Annotated in this window: 11 protein-coding genes and 1 pseudogene; 7 read left to right on the top strand and 5 right to left on the bottom strand. The window is 64.1% G+C overall.

Going from position 1 to position 17,067, the window contains the following annotated elements; genetic code table 11:
- The first annotated feature begins 313 nt into the window (after positions 1 to 313).
- Positions 314 to 1,225, top strand: a complete 912-nt coding sequence (locus PSAL_RS08990; RefSeq protein ID WP_119837595.1) for a LysR family transcriptional regulator — start codon at positions 314 to 316, stop codon at positions 1,223 to 1,225.
- Positions 1,226 to 1,380: 155 nt separating this feature from the next.
- Positions 1,381 to 2,367, top strand: a complete 987-nt coding sequence (locus PSAL_RS08985; protein WP_119837596.1) for an isopenicillin N synthase family dioxygenase — start codon at positions 1,381 to 1,383, stop codon at positions 2,365 to 2,367.
- Here the strand turns inward: PSAL_RS08985 and PSAL_RS19255 are convergent.
- The gene (locus PSAL_RS19255) at positions 2,360 to 2,497 is read right to left on the bottom strand and encodes a hypothetical protein (protein ID WP_231388471.1); all 138 of its coding nucleotides are present in this window, start codon (positions 2,495 to 2,497) and stop codon (positions 2,360 to 2,362) included. The genes PSAL_RS08985 and PSAL_RS19255 overlap by 8 nt on opposite strands.
- Before the next feature lie 37 nt (positions 2,498 to 2,534).
- Between PSAL_RS19255 and PSAL_RS08980 the strand changes: the two genes are divergently transcribed.
- Entirely contained in the window at positions 2,535 to 2,846 is a 312-nt protein-coding gene (locus PSAL_RS08980; protein WP_231388470.1) for an ABC transporter permease, read from the top strand.
- Between the two features lie 58 nt (positions 2,847 to 2,904).
- On the opposite strand, the pseudogene PSAL_RS08975 reads toward PSAL_RS08980, so the two are convergent.
- From PSAL_RS08975 to PSAL_RS08960, 4 genes and pseudogenes are all read right to left on the bottom strand, one after another.
- A pseudogene (locus PSAL_RS08975) lies at positions 2,905 to 3,042 on the bottom strand (IS5/IS1182 family transposase); the annotation flags it as partial.
- A 98-nt stretch (positions 3,043 to 3,140) separates the two neighbouring features.
- A complete protein-coding gene (locus tag PSAL_RS08970) occupies positions 3,141 to 3,815 on the bottom strand; it encodes a DUF1028 domain-containing protein (RefSeq protein WP_119837597.1) in 675 nt (224 codons plus the stop codon).
- A 4-nt stretch (positions 3,816 to 3,819) separates the two neighbouring features.
- Entirely contained in the window at positions 3,820 to 4,236 is a 417-nt protein-coding gene (locus tag PSAL_RS08965; protein WP_119837598.1) for a RidA family protein, read from the bottom strand.
- A 57-nt stretch (positions 4,237 to 4,293) separates the two neighbouring features.
- A complete protein-coding gene (locus PSAL_RS08960) occupies positions 4,294 to 5,571 on the bottom strand; it encodes a flavin-containing monooxygenase (protein ID WP_119837599.1) in 1,278 nt (425 codons plus the stop codon).
- 767 nt (positions 5,572 to 6,338) lie between these two features.
- Here PSAL_RS08960 and PSAL_RS08955 point away from each other — a divergent pair.
- From PSAL_RS08955 to PSAL_RS08940, 4 genes are all read left to right on the top strand, one after another.
- Complete coding sequence (locus PSAL_RS08955) at positions 6,339 to 7,427, top strand: DUF6152 family protein (protein WP_119837600.1); 1,089 nt, start codon at positions 6,339 to 6,341, stop codon at positions 7,425 to 7,427.
- Between the two features lie 112 nt (positions 7,428 to 7,539).
- Positions 7,540 to 7,998 (top strand): hypothetical protein, encoded by a 459-nt coding sequence (locus PSAL_RS08950; RefSeq protein ID WP_119837601.1) that lies wholly within the window; start codon positions 7,540 to 7,542, stop codon positions 7,996 to 7,998.
- Positions 7,999 to 8,010: 12 nt separating this feature from the next.
- Positions 8,011 to 8,508, top strand: a complete 498-nt coding sequence (locus PSAL_RS08945) for a hypothetical protein (protein ID WP_119837602.1) — start codon at positions 8,011 to 8,013, stop codon at positions 8,506 to 8,508.
- Positions 8,509 to 8,686: 178 nt separating this feature from the next.
- On the top strand, positions 8,687 to 17,050 hold the full coding sequence (locus tag PSAL_RS08940; protein WP_196222671.1) for a GH36-type glycosyl hydrolase domain-containing protein: 8,364 nt from the start codon (positions 8,687 to 8,689) through the stop codon (positions 17,048 to 17,050).
- Positions 17,051 to 17,067 lie beyond the last annotated feature (17 nt).

Below are 17,067 nucleotides of genomic sequence, written 5' to 3'. Positions count from 1 at the left end.
CTGGCATAGTTGGTATCCGCCACGACAGATGGGTATGTCGTTTCCATATTCAGGCCGGGAAAAGCTGAGGTCGCTATTGTGCATCACCGAATGTGCGCAATGGCGCTGTCCGGTGCCGGGATTTCCGAGAAGTGCGAGGGATGCGCAGGGGGGGCTGCCGGACATGCACCTGTCAGCGGGGTTTTGTGCTGGTGCTCACCCGATGACCTTGCGCCGCGCGGGATGCCGGGCTTTCGAGCCCAGGTTCCGTCATCGTTTCCCCCGGATACGGAAACCGCGTAAACCCGGGACGTCAGCAGGATAGGTCGAGCATATGCGGATTCACGCCCCAGCCCTTCTCTACTTCGATGCCGTACGCCGCGCCGGATCGATCCGGGAAGGGGCACGCCAGTTGAATGTCGCCTCTTCCGCCGTGAACAGGCAGATCCTCAAACTCGAGGACGAGATTGGCACGCCCCTGTTCGACAGGCGGCCGGAAGGTGTCGTCCTGACCACAGCCGGTGAAATGCTGGCCCGGCACGTCATCGTCGTGATGCAAGACCTCGAGCGGGCGAAATCGGATATTGCCGCGCTGCGTGGGGTGCGTGTCGGCCATGTGTCCGTGGCGGCCGTCGAAGGCGTCTGCGCATCGCTTCTGCCGTCCGTGATAAGACGGTTGAGAGAGATCGCGCCGCGGATCAGGCTGACGACGCGCACGATGGGCTCACGTGTGATCCCGGCCGCATTGGAGGATGGCAGCGCAGATGTCGGAATAGCCTTTTCGTTGCTGCACAGCCCCCGGATCCGCCAATCCCATATGGCCAGGTTCAAGCTCGGGGCCATCATGGCCCCCACGCATCCGCTGGCGGGGCAGCAGACCGTCGGCATATCGGCCTGCTGTGACTATCCGTTGATCTGGCCCGGCGCCGACCTTTCCGTCGCGACGGTTCTCGAGCCGCAGTTCCAGAACCTCGGCCGCACGGTCGAGCCCGCCGTGATCTCGGATTCGATCGACCTGACCCGCCAACTGGCGATGAGGCCGCCGATGATCGGGTTTCAGACAGCGATCGGGCTGGAAGCGATGTTGTCCGAAGGCAAGCTGGTTCACCGGCCGATCGAGACGGCACGTGGTCCGATATGGTCGGAACTGGGCGTCTACGTGCGTGCGGGTCGATCCTTGCCAGGCGCGTTGGACCTGTTCCTGCAAGTGCTGATCAGCGAGTTGCAGGGGCAGGAAGAGCTCTGATCGAAACCGGCAGCCTGAGGGGCGCCATCAGCAAGAATTCCTTTTCGAACAGACCACCTGATGCCGAAACGGCATCGGCATGATCGATATTCTCTTCTTTTTAGGTCGATGGTTGCGGGCGTATGCCTGTCTTCAACGAAACCTGGAGAGAGCAAATGACACCTCAGTCCCTGACCGCCAAGAGCGTTGAAACCGCCAGCCTGCCCGTCATCGATGTATCCGCCCTGTCGTCTGCCGATCCGGCAAAACGCGCGGCTGTCGGTGCCGCACTGCGCGCAGCCTGCCTCGACAAGGGCTTCTTCTACTGCAGCGGACACGGCATTCCGCAGGGCCTGATCGACGCCGCCTTCGCCGAAACGCGCGCCCTGTTCGATCTGCCGGATGCCGAGAAGGACAGCCTCGACAAGTCGACCTCGAAGGCCAATCGCGGCTACGAGACCCTTGGTGGCCAAACCCTTGAAGCCGGCGCGATGCCCGACCGCAAGGAAGGCTACTACATCGGTGTCGAGCTGCCCGAAAGCGACCCGCGCGTCCAGGAGGGGCGGTTCAACCGTGGCCCGAACATCTGGCCCTCGGACCTGGCGGGTTTTCAGCCGACGATGCGCGCCTATTTCGCCGCCCTCACCGTTCTGGGCGAGACCTTGATGCGGGGCATCGCCCTGTCGCTGGATCTGCCCGAGGACACGTTCAAGGACTATTGCCAGGATCCGCTGGCGACCTTGCGCCTGCTGCACTACCCGCCTGCGAACCCCGATGCGCCCGAAGAACGCGGCGCCGGCGCCCATACCGATTTCGGCGGCCTGACCATCCTGATGCAGGACGACAACGGCGGGCTGCAGGTCTTCGACCAGGCTTCGGAAAGCTGGGTCCATGCCAATCCGATCTCGGGCACCTTCGTGTGCAACCTCGGCGACATGATCGCGCGCTGGACCAACGACAGCTACCGCTCGACCCTGCACCGGGTGATGAATACCTCGGGGCGCGAACGTTACTCGATCCCGTTCTTCTACGTCGGAAACCCCGACTACGAAGTGAAGTGCATCCCCACATGCCTGAAGCCCGGCGAAACGCCGAAATACGACCCCATCACGGTCGAAGAGCACCTGACCTCGATGTATCGGAAAACCTATGTCATCAAGTGATCCTGTCGTCCTGATCCACGGCGGTCGCGGCGGTCGCGCCGATCATCGTCGTCACCCTGGGCGCGGGGGATCTGCCGCGCGTGGTGATCACATTCCTGATCGCGTTCGTCCCGATCGTCGTCTCGACCACGACTGGACTGATGGCGACGCCTGAATAACTGATCGAGTTGTCACGCTCGCTGAAGGCTGGCAAGGCGCGTGAGGTCACGCAGATCCGGCTGCCCTACGCGCTGCCCTATCTGTTCTCGGTGCTCAAGATATCCGTCACGCTGGCGATCATCGGGGCCGTGGTTGCGGAATTCGTCGCGGCGCAGTCGGGACTTGGCTACTTCATCGGCCTCTCGACGTCCTTCTTCAAGATCCCGCAGGCCTTTGCAGGCCTGATCGTGCTGGTCCTGCTGAGCCTCGCGATGTTCCGCAGCGTCGTGTGGGTGCAGGCCCGTCTTGCACCATGCTCGCTTCCGAAATCCGAACGGTAGGCACCGGTAAAAGCCAGATGCGTATCAACGCATCAGATGCTCCGGAGAGCGGCTTTCAGAAGGCCCGACCGTAGTGTCGGGTTGCCCGCAAGGTTTCGTTGCGGCCCCGCGCAGCTGAGCACACTTCCTTCCAAGGCCGACCGTTCCTGCGGATCGGAAGGACCGGGACGGCGCCCCGCCCGATGCGGTGACAACGCATTTTACGTCGATGGATGCCCGATTGCGAAAATACAGGGTCGCCGGACGGGATTTCCAATCCTCGAATCTGCGATCAGGCATGGCTGAACTGTCTTTCTATTCGTTGCCGGGAACGCCGTAAGACGGAGCTTCTCGCGGGTCCAAAGCCCGCTGGATGTAGGCATCAAGCTGGGGTTTGTAGACCTCCCAGGCTGTCGCGATGTTTTCGATCGGGCACCCCTCGGTCCAATCGCACCGCAAGTCGGCAACTGGCCAGCTGACGTTGTCGACGATCTTCATGCCTGCGGAATGGACCGGACCGGCCTCACCACCTGCCGCCAGACCTGCACGCATTGCGGCAACCAGACGGTCGCCGATATGGCCCTTGGCCGCGACAAACCCGTCAACGATGGCTTGTGGGATCGTGTCATTGGCAAGCAAGTTGCCCCCCGAGGCCACGTCCAGACCGCTGGCTTGCGTCCAGATGCCCAGCGAATTGGGACCAGAGTGGATTGCAGTCGCTCCGTTCTTGTCGATGGCGATCAATTGGCGATATTCGGTGAAGTTGCTGACACGCATGACTTCATCGACAGCGGCCTGTGCCGACATATCACCTTGCATGAGGTCCAGCGTCGCAGGACCCAGAGACGGATCCGTCACGTTCTGAGACGCAACTGCCCCCACCCCGGCGCGTGCAAAGGAACAGCGCGCCGCGACAGCGGGAGAAGACGACGAGATTGCCAAGCCGAACATTCCGGTTTCTGCACAACGCGCGACCAGTGAAAATGTCATGGGCTCAATCCGGAATAACGGCCGTGCCGTCAATCTCGACAAGCCAATCAGGACGCGCCAAAGCCTGCACCACCAGCCCTGTCGACACTGGATGCACCCCTTTGATGTATTGCCCCATGGTGCGATACACGGCCTCGCGGTGGCGCACGTCGGTGATATAGACCACGACCTTGACCAGATGCTCCATCTGTCCGCCTGCCTCTTCGATCAGCTGTTTGATGTTCTGCATCACCTTGTGCGTCTGCTCGACCGGATCATGGCTTTCGATGTTCTTTGCATCATCAAGGTGCTGCGGACACTGGCCACGCAGATAGACGGTGCTGCCCCCGCGCGTCACCACGGCCTGACAGAGGTCATTGTCGAGGTTCTGCTCAGGATAGGTATCGGATGTGTTGAATTTGCGGATGCGGGTATGGGCCATTTTATTGCTGTCCGATCTTTAGCGGTGAATTCAGTACGGCGGCGGCCGCCCGTGGCGTCACGTCTTGCGGGATTGCTTTTCAAGCATGATGTTGTGGTAATCTAGATATTTTCGCTGGGTATGGATGTGATCCGCAAGGTGTTTCGCGTCATGCCAAACGCCCCAGATGAAAGATGATCCACGGCGCGACTGCCATGGCAGCCCCAGAAAGAACACGCCGGGCTCGACCGAAACGCCGCGCTGATGCTCGGGCACGCCGTGTTCGTCGAATGCATCGACCTTGAGCCAGCTATAATCGCGTGCAAATCCTGTCGCCCAGATGACTGTCGTGATACCGGCGACGGCCAGATCCAGCTTTTTCAGCGGGTTGAGCATGCAGTCGGGATCATTCCTGAAAACCCGCGCCTCTGGCTCAGGCGGCAGGTCAATGCCGGTGCGTTCGACATAGGCGTCCGCCGCATCCAGCATCCCAAGGTAATTCGCGTCCCCATTCGCGATATTCCCGACAAGATCTGGCGCGAATTTCACCACGCCGTCTGCAAAGCTCTCTGTCCGCCCCACAAGCGTCATGCCACCCGCTGCAAGTTTGCGGAAATCAACCGTTTCGCCGCCTTTGGCACCGCTTACGGAAATTGTCACGTGCTCGGCCCCCGGTGCCATGGCAGACACGTCCCACAGGCCCAGAACGCCCAACCACCAACAAAAATCACGCCCCCGATAGGACCGTGGCGGGCGGTCATGCGGACCTACAGACAGATACACTTTGCGCCCGGCTTCCATCAACTCGCGCGCAATTTGTCCACCCGATGAGCCCGCACCCACAACCATCACCGCCCCTTGGTCCAACTGGCCGGGATTGCGGTAATCGTAGGAATGCATCTGAACCACATCAGCATCCTTGGGAATGACGGGCGGGATAACCGGTTTTTGAAAAGCGCCTGTCGCACAGACAATATTCTGGACTTCGATCGCCCCTTCAGATGTCTCGACGCGAAATCCGCCTGCTCCGGCTATGCGTTCCGCTTTGGTAACCTCGACGCCCGTGCGCAGTGGTGCCTTTATCATCTTGGCGTAATCGACCAGATAGTCTGCAACCGCCTCCTTGGACGGGAAGCCGTCAGGGTCTACATTCTTGAATTCCATCCCCGGAAACCGGTCATGCCAGGCCGGGCCATTGGCGACAAGGTTATCCCAACGCCCCGTGCGCCACTGCTCCGCGATGCGGTTTTTCTCAAGCACAAGATGGGGAATGTCGGCTTTGCTCAGGTGCTCGCTCATCGCGATGCCAGCCTGTCCACCACCGACAACAAGAGTATTCACGTTTCCGATCGGCATGGCCGCATCCTTTCCCAAGGGTCTGGCAGACGCGGAGAGCGCTTTGGATGGCGGGATAACCACGGCGACAAGGCCGCGTGACCGCTCCGAAAGCAAACTCGATGGTCCAGCGCATCAATTTACCTGAACGTTTCATCTTTCCAGCCGATTGGAAACAAATGTATATCTCACCGAGGGTTCGGCATTGCCCAATCTATCAGAAACACCATGGGATGCCGCAAAGATCAGGGATGTTTTCCTGCTCCCCGCAGCGCTGTTGCACAAATCGCATGTGGGATCTTGTGACTCCAGCTTAAGAGCCGGGATGCACAAGCAGACCGACTGCCCCGACCAGCAAGACCCGAAACTTGCCCGCCTGCAACGAGGCCGCCCTGAACAATTCGATCAGGCGGCACCAACTCGGTTCCCGTGGGTGTGGCCGGCTGCAGACGCACTGAGAATGGCGCGGATCAAGAGAAGAGAGCCAAAAGGACCCTGAGGTCGGCGATCCTTCGATGCTTCGACTTTGCAACGGCTTGGGCGAGGGTAGGGCCGTCACAGGGGCTGGTGACCGGCCTTGCTTCCGACCGGGGATCAAGCAGCCGGGTGCGAAATGATCCGCGACGGCGTATTTGCCGCTCTTGCGAGAAAAAACATATTCGACCGGCGGAAGCTGATTTCCGGACCGTATGACGTCTAGTGCCTGTGTAGAGCGCAGGCCGCCAAATGGACGCTATGGGAATATATACATGCCATATTTACGGAACGCCGGGCTCATCGTCGCGCTCATGGTATTGCCTTTGCCGGCATTCGCCCACCACGGAAGCAGCGGCCAGTTCGACACCAGCACCACGGTCGAGCTTTCCGGCACGATAACCCGCATCCGCCTCGTGAACCCGCATGCCTATGTCTATTTCGATTCTACGGACGAGAACGGCGAAGTCGTGAATCTGCGGTGCGAACTGCAATCCGGCTCGCTGCTCAAGCGCAATGGCTGGACAACGGATATGTTCGAGATCGGCAGCGAGATCTCGATCACCGGCGCCCCGGACCGCACAGATCCGACCACCTGCTACATGAGCCAGATCACCTTTGAAAACGGCGTGGTCGCCTCGCGCCACAGCACCTTTGACGACAGCGGGACAATTGAACCCGAACAGCGCCAGACAGAGCGCGACGATGGCACCCCCAATATCGACGGCAACTGGGCCATGGTGCGCGAAGAAGGGGCCCCTCCGGGAAGTGGCGGTCGCTCCGAAGTGCTGCTGACAGAGGCAGGGACCGCGGCCGTGGAGGGCGCAACAGCCGATGACAACCCGCGCTATCAGTGCGAAGCCACGAACATCGTGATGGATTGGTGGTTCGACCAGATGGTGAATACCATCGAGCAGGGTGACGATCAGATCACGATGACCTACGGCTTCATGGATCTGGAGCGCACGATCTACCTTGATGGCACAGAGATGCCGGCGGATTACGCGCCCAGCCGTGCCGGGTTTGCGACCGGCGAATGGGATGACGATACCCTCGTTGTGACCACGACCGATTTTGACGAAGGCTGGATCAACGCCCCGATGGGCGGTCCCGAAGGGGCCGGCGTGCGCCCCCCTCGTGGCGATGAAGACGCCGGCGACCGCCCCGCCAGACCCGAAGGCGCGCGCGGCGGCCCGCCGTCCCCGGCAAAGAACAGCCCCGAACTGGTGGTTACAGAGCGCTTTACGTTGAATGACGATGGCACGGTTCTGACACGGGAATACACCTTCGAGGACCCGGCCTACCTTCAAGCGCCGATCAGCGGATCTGACAAGGTGACGCTGACCAGCGATGCCTATGAACCCTACGACTGTGATGACCTGACAGAGGAACGCTCCGAATAAGCTGAAGGGGTCGCTCTCTGCGCGGCCCCGCCCGCTCCCACTCAACAAAAGGTTGGATCACCGCAGTCGGCGCGCGCCGCTGCGATGGGTCCCCCTGACAGGAAGGTATCCCGTGGAGACGCTATTCTGGTTGGAAGACTCGATCGTCGGAATGACGGTTTCCAGCACCCAATGGGGTTACCCCATCGTCCTTTCCCTGCACGCTATCGGCATGGGCACCCTCGTGGGTGTTGCCTTGATGCTGACGATCCGCGTTTTGGGCTTCGCCCCGGCTATCCCCGTGACCTCCATGGCGCCCTACTGGCGCGTGGCCCTCGGCGGCTTTTTTCTAAACCTTCTGTCGGGCAGCGCGCTGTTTTGCGGCAACGCCTCCGAGCTGTTTTTCAACTGGGCCTTCCGCATCAAGATCGTGCTGGTCCTTGTTGGTCTGGCCCTGACGTGGTGGCTGGTCCAGATCTGCGTCAAACGCAGCGATCAGATCTCGCCGGCCCATCGCATCCTTGCAGCGCTCGCAATGGTCACCTGGCTCAGTGCCATCATCTTCGGCCGCCTCATCGGCTACTGGTCCTAAGGAGAGCATGGCATGAACACATTGCTGCATTGGGTCATCGACATCCTCAATTCGACGGCGTTGAGCGGTTTCATCATGACCAACGCCTACCTGTTTCCGTTTCTCGAAATGGCCCATTTCGTCGGGCTGTGCCTTCTGTTCGGCGCATTGATCGTCGTCGATCTGCGGGTCATAGGCCTTGCCGGATCGGTACCGATCCAGCGCGTCGATCTTTTCGTGCGCTTTGCCCTGATCGGCTTTGCGATCAATCTGATGTCCGGCGCCCTGTTCGTGATCGGGGATTCCGACCGATACCTCGTCAACATCGCTTTCTGGGGGAAGATGGGGCTGATCGCCCTGGCGGGCCTGAACACCGCCTATTTCGTCCGCCGGATCAAGCCGCAGATGGATGCAGGCGTGGACACGGCCGCCCTTACAGGTGACGCTCGGGTCGTTGCCTGGCTGTCACTGACGCTATGGACCTGCGTTATCATCCTGGGGCGGCTTATCCCCTATGTGGAGGATCTGTAGGAAACGCGCCTTCCCACGGCTGATGCTGGTACTCGTCGGGACTTGACCGTTGCAGTGAGCCGTTGCTTCGGCGCCCTCCCGCCGACGCCACAACATTCGGACCGACCGGCGGAACTTTAATGACCCTTCCGCGCTTGATCTGCAGGAGCCGCATTTTGCCGTTCCCATGGGGTCACACATGCTACATCACCGCATGAGGGCCACGGGCAGCGCCGATCACGACATGATCCGCCGCGAGACCGGAGCCGAACTCGGATTCTTACATGCCGGGAAGACGTTGTCACGCGAGGTGCCGGTCGCCCTGATCGGCTTTACCGGCGTCGCCTATCCCGATCGATTGCTGCAGAACCGGGCCGCGGTCCTGGCGAACTACACCCGCATCGTGGCGGCGGTGCGCGACGCGGAACTGATCAGCCCGGCGGCCGAGTGGCTTCTGGACAACCACTATGTGGTCGAGGAAAGCTTTCGCCACCTGAAGCGCGATCTCGTGCCCCGCTACTACAGGAAATTGCCGACGGTCGCGACGCAGGACCATGGCGACACCCCCGCCGTGCTGGCCTTCGCCTGGCGCTATGTCTCGCTGACCAACTCGGAGTTCCGCGCGGCCACGCTGACCGAGATGGTCGATGGCTACCAGACCGAACGGGCCTTCACGATCGGCGAACTCTGGGCCATCCCGGCGATGCTGCGGCTTGTACTGCTGGAAAACCTGCGCCGTATCTCGGACCAGGTGATGGATGCGCGCACCGCCCGGGCGGCGGCCAATGCGCTGGCCGACCGGCTGATGCTGGGTGAAGACAGCGCGTCTGCGGCGCTGGAGGGCGACAGCCTGTCCGACGCTTTCGCGGCGCAGTTGCTTTATCGTCTGCGGGACGGGTCGCGGGCGGCGGATCTGGCGCTGGCGCACCTGGAACAGGCGCTGGCCCGGCAAGACACCGACAGCGCCCAGGTGCTGGCACGCGAAAACGCGCGGCAGTCGGCGTCGAATGTCGCGGTCGGCAACGTGATCCGCAGCATGCGGCGGCTGGATGACACCAACTGGATCAAGTGGGTCGAAAGGGTCAGCCGGGTCGATGCGGTGCTGGCGGCAGCGCCTGACTTCCACCAATTGGATCAAGCGACGCGAAACGAATACCGCCATGCGATCGAACGGATTGCCCGCCGCACCGAGATGACAGAAATCGAGGTCGCCGAACGCGCTGTCGAGATGGCCGGCCAGGGCGCTGCAGGGCACCTGCTGGTCGGCCACCAACGCGAGGCCTTCGAGCGCGCATGCGCCTATGCTCCGACGCTGGCCGAGCGCATCCTGTCGAGGGCCCGTCGGGCCGGCTGGCTGGCCATCTTCCTGCCGATGATCCTGCTGACCCTTCTGATCGCCATCGCCCTGACGGCGGTGCTGCCCGCCATGCCGGCAGGAGTCACGGTGCTGTTCTTTGTCCTGACGCTGATAACGGGGTCCGAAGCGGCTGTGGGGGTGGTCAACCTACTGGGCGCGCGGCTGATCCCGGTCAGCCGGCTGCCGGCCTACGACTATGACACCGGTGTGCCCGAGGACGCCCGCACGCTTGTCGCCGTGCCCTGCCTGATCGGCGACCTCGACACCGTGGACGAACTTGTGCTGCTGCTGGAGCTGCACTACCTCGCCAACCCGGATGGCGCGATCGACTTTGCCCTGATCACCGACTGGCCGGATTCCGATGAGGAGGTCAGCGATACCGATCGCCGTGTCCTTGAATATGCCTGCAACGAGATCGCCGCGCTCTGCGCGCGCTATGCCCATGTCGGACAGCGGTTCTACCTGCTGCATCGCGCCCGGGTCTGGAACGCCGTCGACCGGCGCTGGATGGGCTGGGAACGCAAGCGCGGCAAGCTGGCAGAGCTGAACAGCCTTTTGCTGGGGCAGGGCGAAACGACCTTCATGGACGTCAGCCCGCGCCCCCCGGTCGATGTCCGCTTTGTCGTCACGCTGGACAGCGACACGCGCCTGCCGCGCGGTACCGTCGCCGCACTGGTCGGCAAGATGATGCACCCGGTGAACACGCCCGTCACGGACCCCGAAACCGGGCTTGTCACCTCGGGCCACGCGCTGATGCAGCCGCGCGTCACGCCGTCGCTGTCGACGGGCGCGGATTCTTCGGTGTTCCAGAACGTCTTTTCCGCCGGTCGCGGGATGGACCCCTACGTCTTCACGGTCTCGGATCTCTACCAGGACTTGCTGGACCAAGGGTCGTTCACCGGCAAGGGCATCTACGACATCAAGGCCTTCGACGCCGCGATGGCAGGGCGGTTCCCCGAAAACGCGGTGCTCAGCCATGACCTGTTCGAAGGCAGCCTGGCCCGCGCCGCGCTGGTGACGGACGTCCAGGTGGTCGAGGATTTCCCGATCCGCTATGACGTCGACGTGTCGCGCCAGCACCGCTGGATCCGGGGCGACTGGCAGTTGCTGCCCTTCATCTTTGATCGCAGGAACGGGCTGGGCGGCCTTGCGCGGATGAAGATGGCGGACAACCTGCGGCGCTCGCTTGTCGCCCCGGCCTGGGTGCTTTCGATCATCCTGGGCTGGCTGGTGCTGCCTGCAACCTATGGCTGGCTCTGGGGGCTGGCGCTTGTCGTCTCGTTGTTCTTCATGCCGCTGATGAACTTCCAGCTTGGTCTGCTGCCCGCACAACGCGATGCCGCCCGCGGCCGACACCTGGTGCGCATCGCCCAGGACCTCGGCGCGCATCTGAGCGAGATCGGCTTGCGGCTGGTCTTCATCGCGCACCAGGCCTGCAGCGCCGCCGATGCCATCGGCCGGACGCTATGGCGTCTGACGGTAAGCCGCCGCCGCATGCTGGAATGGCGGACCGCGCAACAGGTCCAGAACGTCGGCCGCCGCAGCCACCGCGACTGGTGGGGGGCGATGATCGGGTCGCCCGTGATCGGCGCGCTGGCGCTGACCCTGACGCTGCTGCTGAATCCCGCGGCCTGGCCCGCCGCCACGCTGTTGTGTCTCTTCTGGATCGCAGCACCCGGCATCGCCGCCGCCGTGTCGCGGTCGCTGAAGATCGAGGACAGCCTTCAGGTCGCCCCCGGGGACGAGGCCGACCTGCGCCGCGTGGCACGCACCACCTGGCGCTATTTCGAGACCTTCGTCACCGCAGAGACCCACGACCTGCCGCCCGACAACTTCCAGGACACGCCGGCGCCGAAGCTGGCCGAGCGGACCTCGCCCACCAATATCGGGCTTTACCTGCTTTCGGTGCTTTCGGCCCGCGATCTGGGCTGGATCGGCCAGGCCGAGACCATCGGGCGGATCGCGCGCACGGTCTCGACGCTGGAAGGAATGGAGCGGTATCGCGGTCATTTCTACAACTGGTACGACACCCGTGACCTGTCGGTGATGCAGCCGCGCTATGTGTCCTCGGTGGACAGCGGCAACCTTGCGGGGCACCTGATCGCGGTGTCCTCTGCGCTGACCGACTGGTCGAAGAACCCCACCGTCCACAGCCACGGCAACCTGACGGGGATCGGTGACACCCTTGCCGTCCTGGTGGAACGTCTGGCGCAGGTGCCCGACGACCGCCGCACACTGCGCGCGATGCGGCGCCGCCTGGAAGAGCTGATCGAAGGGTTCGGGCGCAGCCACGCGGCCTATATCGCCGAACCGCAGCTGGCGACCCTGCGGGCGCTGAACCTGAGGCTGATCGCGGCAGACATCGTCCGCCATGCAACCGATTTCGACGCGGAATCCGAACGCGCGGCAACCTCCGAGGTGCTTTGGTGGGCGCAGGCGCTGCGTGCGAACTGCGACGCCATCGTCGGTCAGGCCGACGAAAGTGCTCCGTCCCGCGGCGCGCAGGCGCAGACCCTGGAAGACCTGGCGCAACGCCTGCGCAAGCTCGCCTTCGAGATGGATTTTGCCCTGTTGCTGAACCCCGAAAAGCGGCTTCTGTCGATCGGATACCGCCCCGACAGCGACGAACAGGACGACAGCTGCTACGACCTTCTGGCCTCCGAGGCCCGGCTTGCCAGTCTTTTCGCCATCGCCAAGGGCGACGTGCCGACGACGCATTGGATGCGGTTGGGGCGGCCCGTGACCTCGATCGGGACGCGGGGGGCGCTGCTGTCCTGGTCCGGCTCGATGTTCGAATACCTCATGCCGCCGCTGGTCATGCACGAACGCGTCGGTGGTGTGCTGCATGCAGCCAGTGTCATGGCCGTGCGCGCGCAGATGCAGCACGGTCATCGGCTGAACCTGCCCTGGGGCGTGTCCGAAAGCGCCTTCTCGGCGCGCGACCGCGAGATGAACTACCAGTATTATGCCTTCGGCGTGCCCATGCTTGCCCTGAAGCGGATGCAGACCACGGACCACGTCATCGCGCCCTATGCCACGCTGATGGCCGCACAATTCTTCCCCCGGGCCGCGGTGCGCAACCTGCAGCGCCTGAACGGGCTGGGCGCCTTCGGGCCCTACGGCTATTTCGATGCGGTGGATTTCACTGCCTCACGGATGCCGGAAGGACAGGAACATGTCGTCGTGCGCACCGTCATGGCGCACCATCACGGCATGTCCATCGTCGCCATCGCGAACGTGGTCCTGGACGGCATCCACCGCGATCGTTTCCACGCCGACCCGGTGATCAAGGCGGCCGAGCTGCTGTTGCAGGAGAAAACCCACCGCGACGTGGTCCCCCTGACCCGCGCCGCCCCCTTCGAGCCGCGTGAAGGCGACGGCGAAGACGAGGATCCGGCGATCACCCGGTCCGACGACCCCGCATCCGATACCCCCATGCTGGCGCTGCTTTCGAACGGGCGGCTTTCCTCGCTGGTCTCGGGCACCGGGGCGGGGCCGCTCTGGCTCGACCATGTTGCCGTGACCCGCTGGCGGCCCGATCCGACGCTCGACACCGGGGGGATCTTCCTGTTCCTGAGCGATCAGGACAGCGGCGACTGGTGGTCCGCCACCACCACACCGCGGGCCGCAAAGGGCGAAACCGCCCAGGCCGTCTTCTGCGACCACAAGGCCGAGTTCTTCAAGACCGCGCATGGCATCGAAAGCTGCATGGAGGTCATCGTCGCCAGCGAGGCCATGGGCGAAGGCCGCCGCCTGACCCTGCGCAATGCCTCGTCTCGCAAGCGGACAATCGAGGTGACGAGCTATGGCGAAATCGTGCTGGACCGTGCGGATGCCGACATCGCGCATCCGGCCTATTCCAAGATGTTCGTCAAGACGGCGATCCGCGACGACGGCCGCACCATCACGGCCTTCCGCAACCGCAGAAAGCCCGACGACCGGGTCCTGCACATGGCGCATATCCTGGCCGGGGCCTCCGACATCCGCCCTGCCGAGGCCGAAACCGACCGACGCGCCTTCATCGGCCGGGGCCGGGACCTGGGGCATGCGGCGGCCTTCGACAAGGGCGCGCGGCTGGGCGGGGCGGACGGGTTCACGCTGGACCCGATCTTCGCGATCCGCAGGCGTGTCACGATCCCTGCGGGCAAATCGGTCAGCCTGACCTTCTGGACGCTGGTGGCCGACAGTGCCGAGGCGCTGGAGGAGGTCATCCGCCATCACCGCCAGGACGATACCTTTGCCCATGAAGATCGCATGGCCTGGAGCATGAGCCAGGTGCAACTGCGCCACGCGGCGATCTCTCTGCCCGAAGCGGCCCTGTTCCGGCAGGTGGCCGCGGGCCTCATCTGGCCCGACCCGCGCCTGGCGATCCAGGACGAGACCCTGCACGACAGCGTTGGCCGGCAAAGCGCGCTCTGGCCGATGGGGATCTCGGGCGACCATCCGATCCTGCTGCTGCGCACCGATGACGAGACCGACCTCGAGATCGTGCGCAAGGCGATCCGGATGGCCGATTACTTCCGCATGCACGGCTTGCAGGCCGATCTGGTCATCCTGAACGAACGCCAGTCGTCCTATACGCAGGACCTGCAATCGGCGATCCAGAACATGTGCGACATGGCGGCCCGCGCCGGTCACCTCGACCCGTCGCAGCGCAACGTCTTTGCCGTGCGGCGCGACCAGATGTCCGACGAAAGCTTCGCGACCCTGCTGGCCACCGCGCGGATCGTGCTGCACACCCGCAACGGCAAGATCAGCGACCAGATGGCGCGCCTGCTCAGCCAGGCCGAGCCGGCGCAGGACGCGGAAAGCCCGCGCCCCACGCTGCTGCCTGTCCGGCAGCGCGGAACCGCCACCTTCCCGCAGGAGGATTTCCAGGCATGGAACGGCACCGGGGGCTTTTCGGCCGACGGCAAGGAGTACGTCATACGCATGCGCCATGGCGAACGTACGCCGCACCCCTGGATCAACGTCATCGCGCAGGACGACTTCGGCTTCCACGTCTCGGCCGGGGGGGCGGCCTTCAACTGGGCCGTGAACTCGCGCGATTACCAGATCAGCCCGTGGAGCAACGACCCTGTGATCAACCGCCCCGGCGAGGCAATCCTGATCCGCAACGCGACGACCGGGCAGGTGATTTCCCCCTTCGCCGCGCTTTCGGACGACCCGGTGGCCCTGCACGAGGCGCGGCATGGGTTGGGCCGCTCGACCTTCCGCGTCTGGACCGACTGGGTCGAGGCCGAGGCTGTGATGACCCTGCTGCCGGGCGCGCCCGCGCGCCTGACGGGGCTGACCCTGCGACACAAGGGGGCCGGGGATCTGAAGGTCGAGGTCACCGCCTATGTCGAACTGGTGCTGGGCAACAACCGCGACCGGACCTCGGCCGTGATCCGGGCCGGGCATGATACCGACCTTGACGCCGTGCTGGGGCGCAACGACTTCGGCACCGGTGTGACGGGGCGCGTCACGGCGCTGGCCGCCAGCCTGCCCTTGCAGGATGTCACGGTCTCGCGCGGTGCCTTCCTGGGGCGCAACGGGGCGCTTGGGCGTCCCGAGGCGCTGCACGACTGGCCCGAGGTCGACGGCACCGAAGGCGATCCATGCCTTGCCGCCCGCGTCGGCCTGACCGTGTCGAAGGGGCAGGAACGGTCGGTGACCTTCATCCTGGCCGATGCCGAGAAAGGTGCGATGGCAGACGTCCTGGCGCAGGCCCGCGTCGAAGACGCCCTGTCGCAGGCCTTGAAGAAGACCGCGGCGACATGGGAGGCCTTCCTCGGCCAGCTTCAGATCGACACGCCGGACCCCCAGATGAACCTTCTGGTGAACACCTGGCTGCCCTACCAGGCGCTGACCTGCCGCCTGAAGGCCCGCAGCGCCTTCTACCAGGCCTCGGGGGCCTATGGGTTCCGCGACCAGCTTCAGGACAGCTCTGCGCTGATCCTGCAGGACCGGAGCCTTGCGCGGCGCCAGATCCTGAATGCCGCCGGCCGCCAGTTCCCGGAAGGCGACGTGCAGCACTGGTGGCTGCCGAACTCGGGCGCCGGCGTGCGGACGATGATTTCGGATGACGTGGTCTGGCTGGGCCACATCACGGCGCGCTATGTGACCATGACCGGCGACCAGGCGATCCTGGACGAGGAACTGCCCTTCCTGGAAGGCCCTGCGCTGGAACCCGGTGCCCATGACGCCTTCTTCACGCCCGAGCGGTCCGAACGCTCGGTCCCGGTCTACGAGCATTGCGCGCTGGCGCTTGACCTTGCCATCGCGCGGATGGGGCCGCAGGGGCTGCCCCTGATGCTGGGCGGCGACTGGAACGACGGGATGAACCGCGTCGGCGAAGGCGGGCAGGGCGAAAGCGTCTGGCTGGGCTGGTTCCTGATGACGACGCTGGACGCCTTCCTGCCGATCGCCGAGGCGCGCGGAGACACCGAGCGGGTCACGGCCTGGACCGCGCATCGCGTGGCCCTGTTGGAGGCGCTCGAAACCGCCGGTTGGGACGGCGGATGGTATCGGCGCGCGACCTATGACGACGGCACGCCGCTTGGGTCCACCGAAAGCGAGGATTGCCAGATCGACTCCATCGCGCAGTCCTGGGCGAACCTGTCCGGCGCGGGCGATCCGGATCGCGCCCGCATGGCCCTCGATGCCGTGATGCGCGAACTGGCCGACCGTGACGACGGCGTGCTGCGCCTTCTGAAACCGCCCTTCGAAACAGGCGACAAGGAGCCGGGCTATATCAAGGGCTATCCGCCGGGCGTGCGCGAAAACGGCGGCCAGTACACCCACGCGGCGACATGGGTCGTGCATGCCCTTGGTCGCGCGGGGCGCGGCACCGAGGCGATGGAGATGTTCGACCTGATCAACCCCATCGCCCACGCCCTGACCCCCGAAGAAGTCGAGCGCTACCGCGTGGAACCCTATGTCGTCGCCGCCGATGTCTATGGCGTCGGGGACCTCACCGGGCGGGGCGGCTGGACCTGGTACACCGGCTCGGCAAGCTGGCTGTACCGTGCGGCGGTCGAAGGCATCCTGGGCATCCAGCTCGACAACGGCGACCGCCTGCGGGTGGAGCCGTCATTGCCGGAAAGCTGGCCGGGGTTCTCGGCGCGGGTCAGGATCGGCGGGCACGAACAGCGGATCGTCGTCAGCCGCGAAGCGGGCGGGATCAAGGTGACCTGCGACAAGGAGGTTGTGGATCCGGCCTGAAACCCCTTGGGCGACCG

The organism is Pseudooceanicola algae, assembly GCF_003590145.2.
GTDB lineage: Bacteria > Pseudomonadota > Alphaproteobacteria > Rhodobacterales > Rhodobacteraceae > Pseudooceanicola > Pseudooceanicola algae.
Note: the sequence above shows the minus strand (reverse complement) of the source record. Positions and strands in the feature narration are given on the sequence as shown.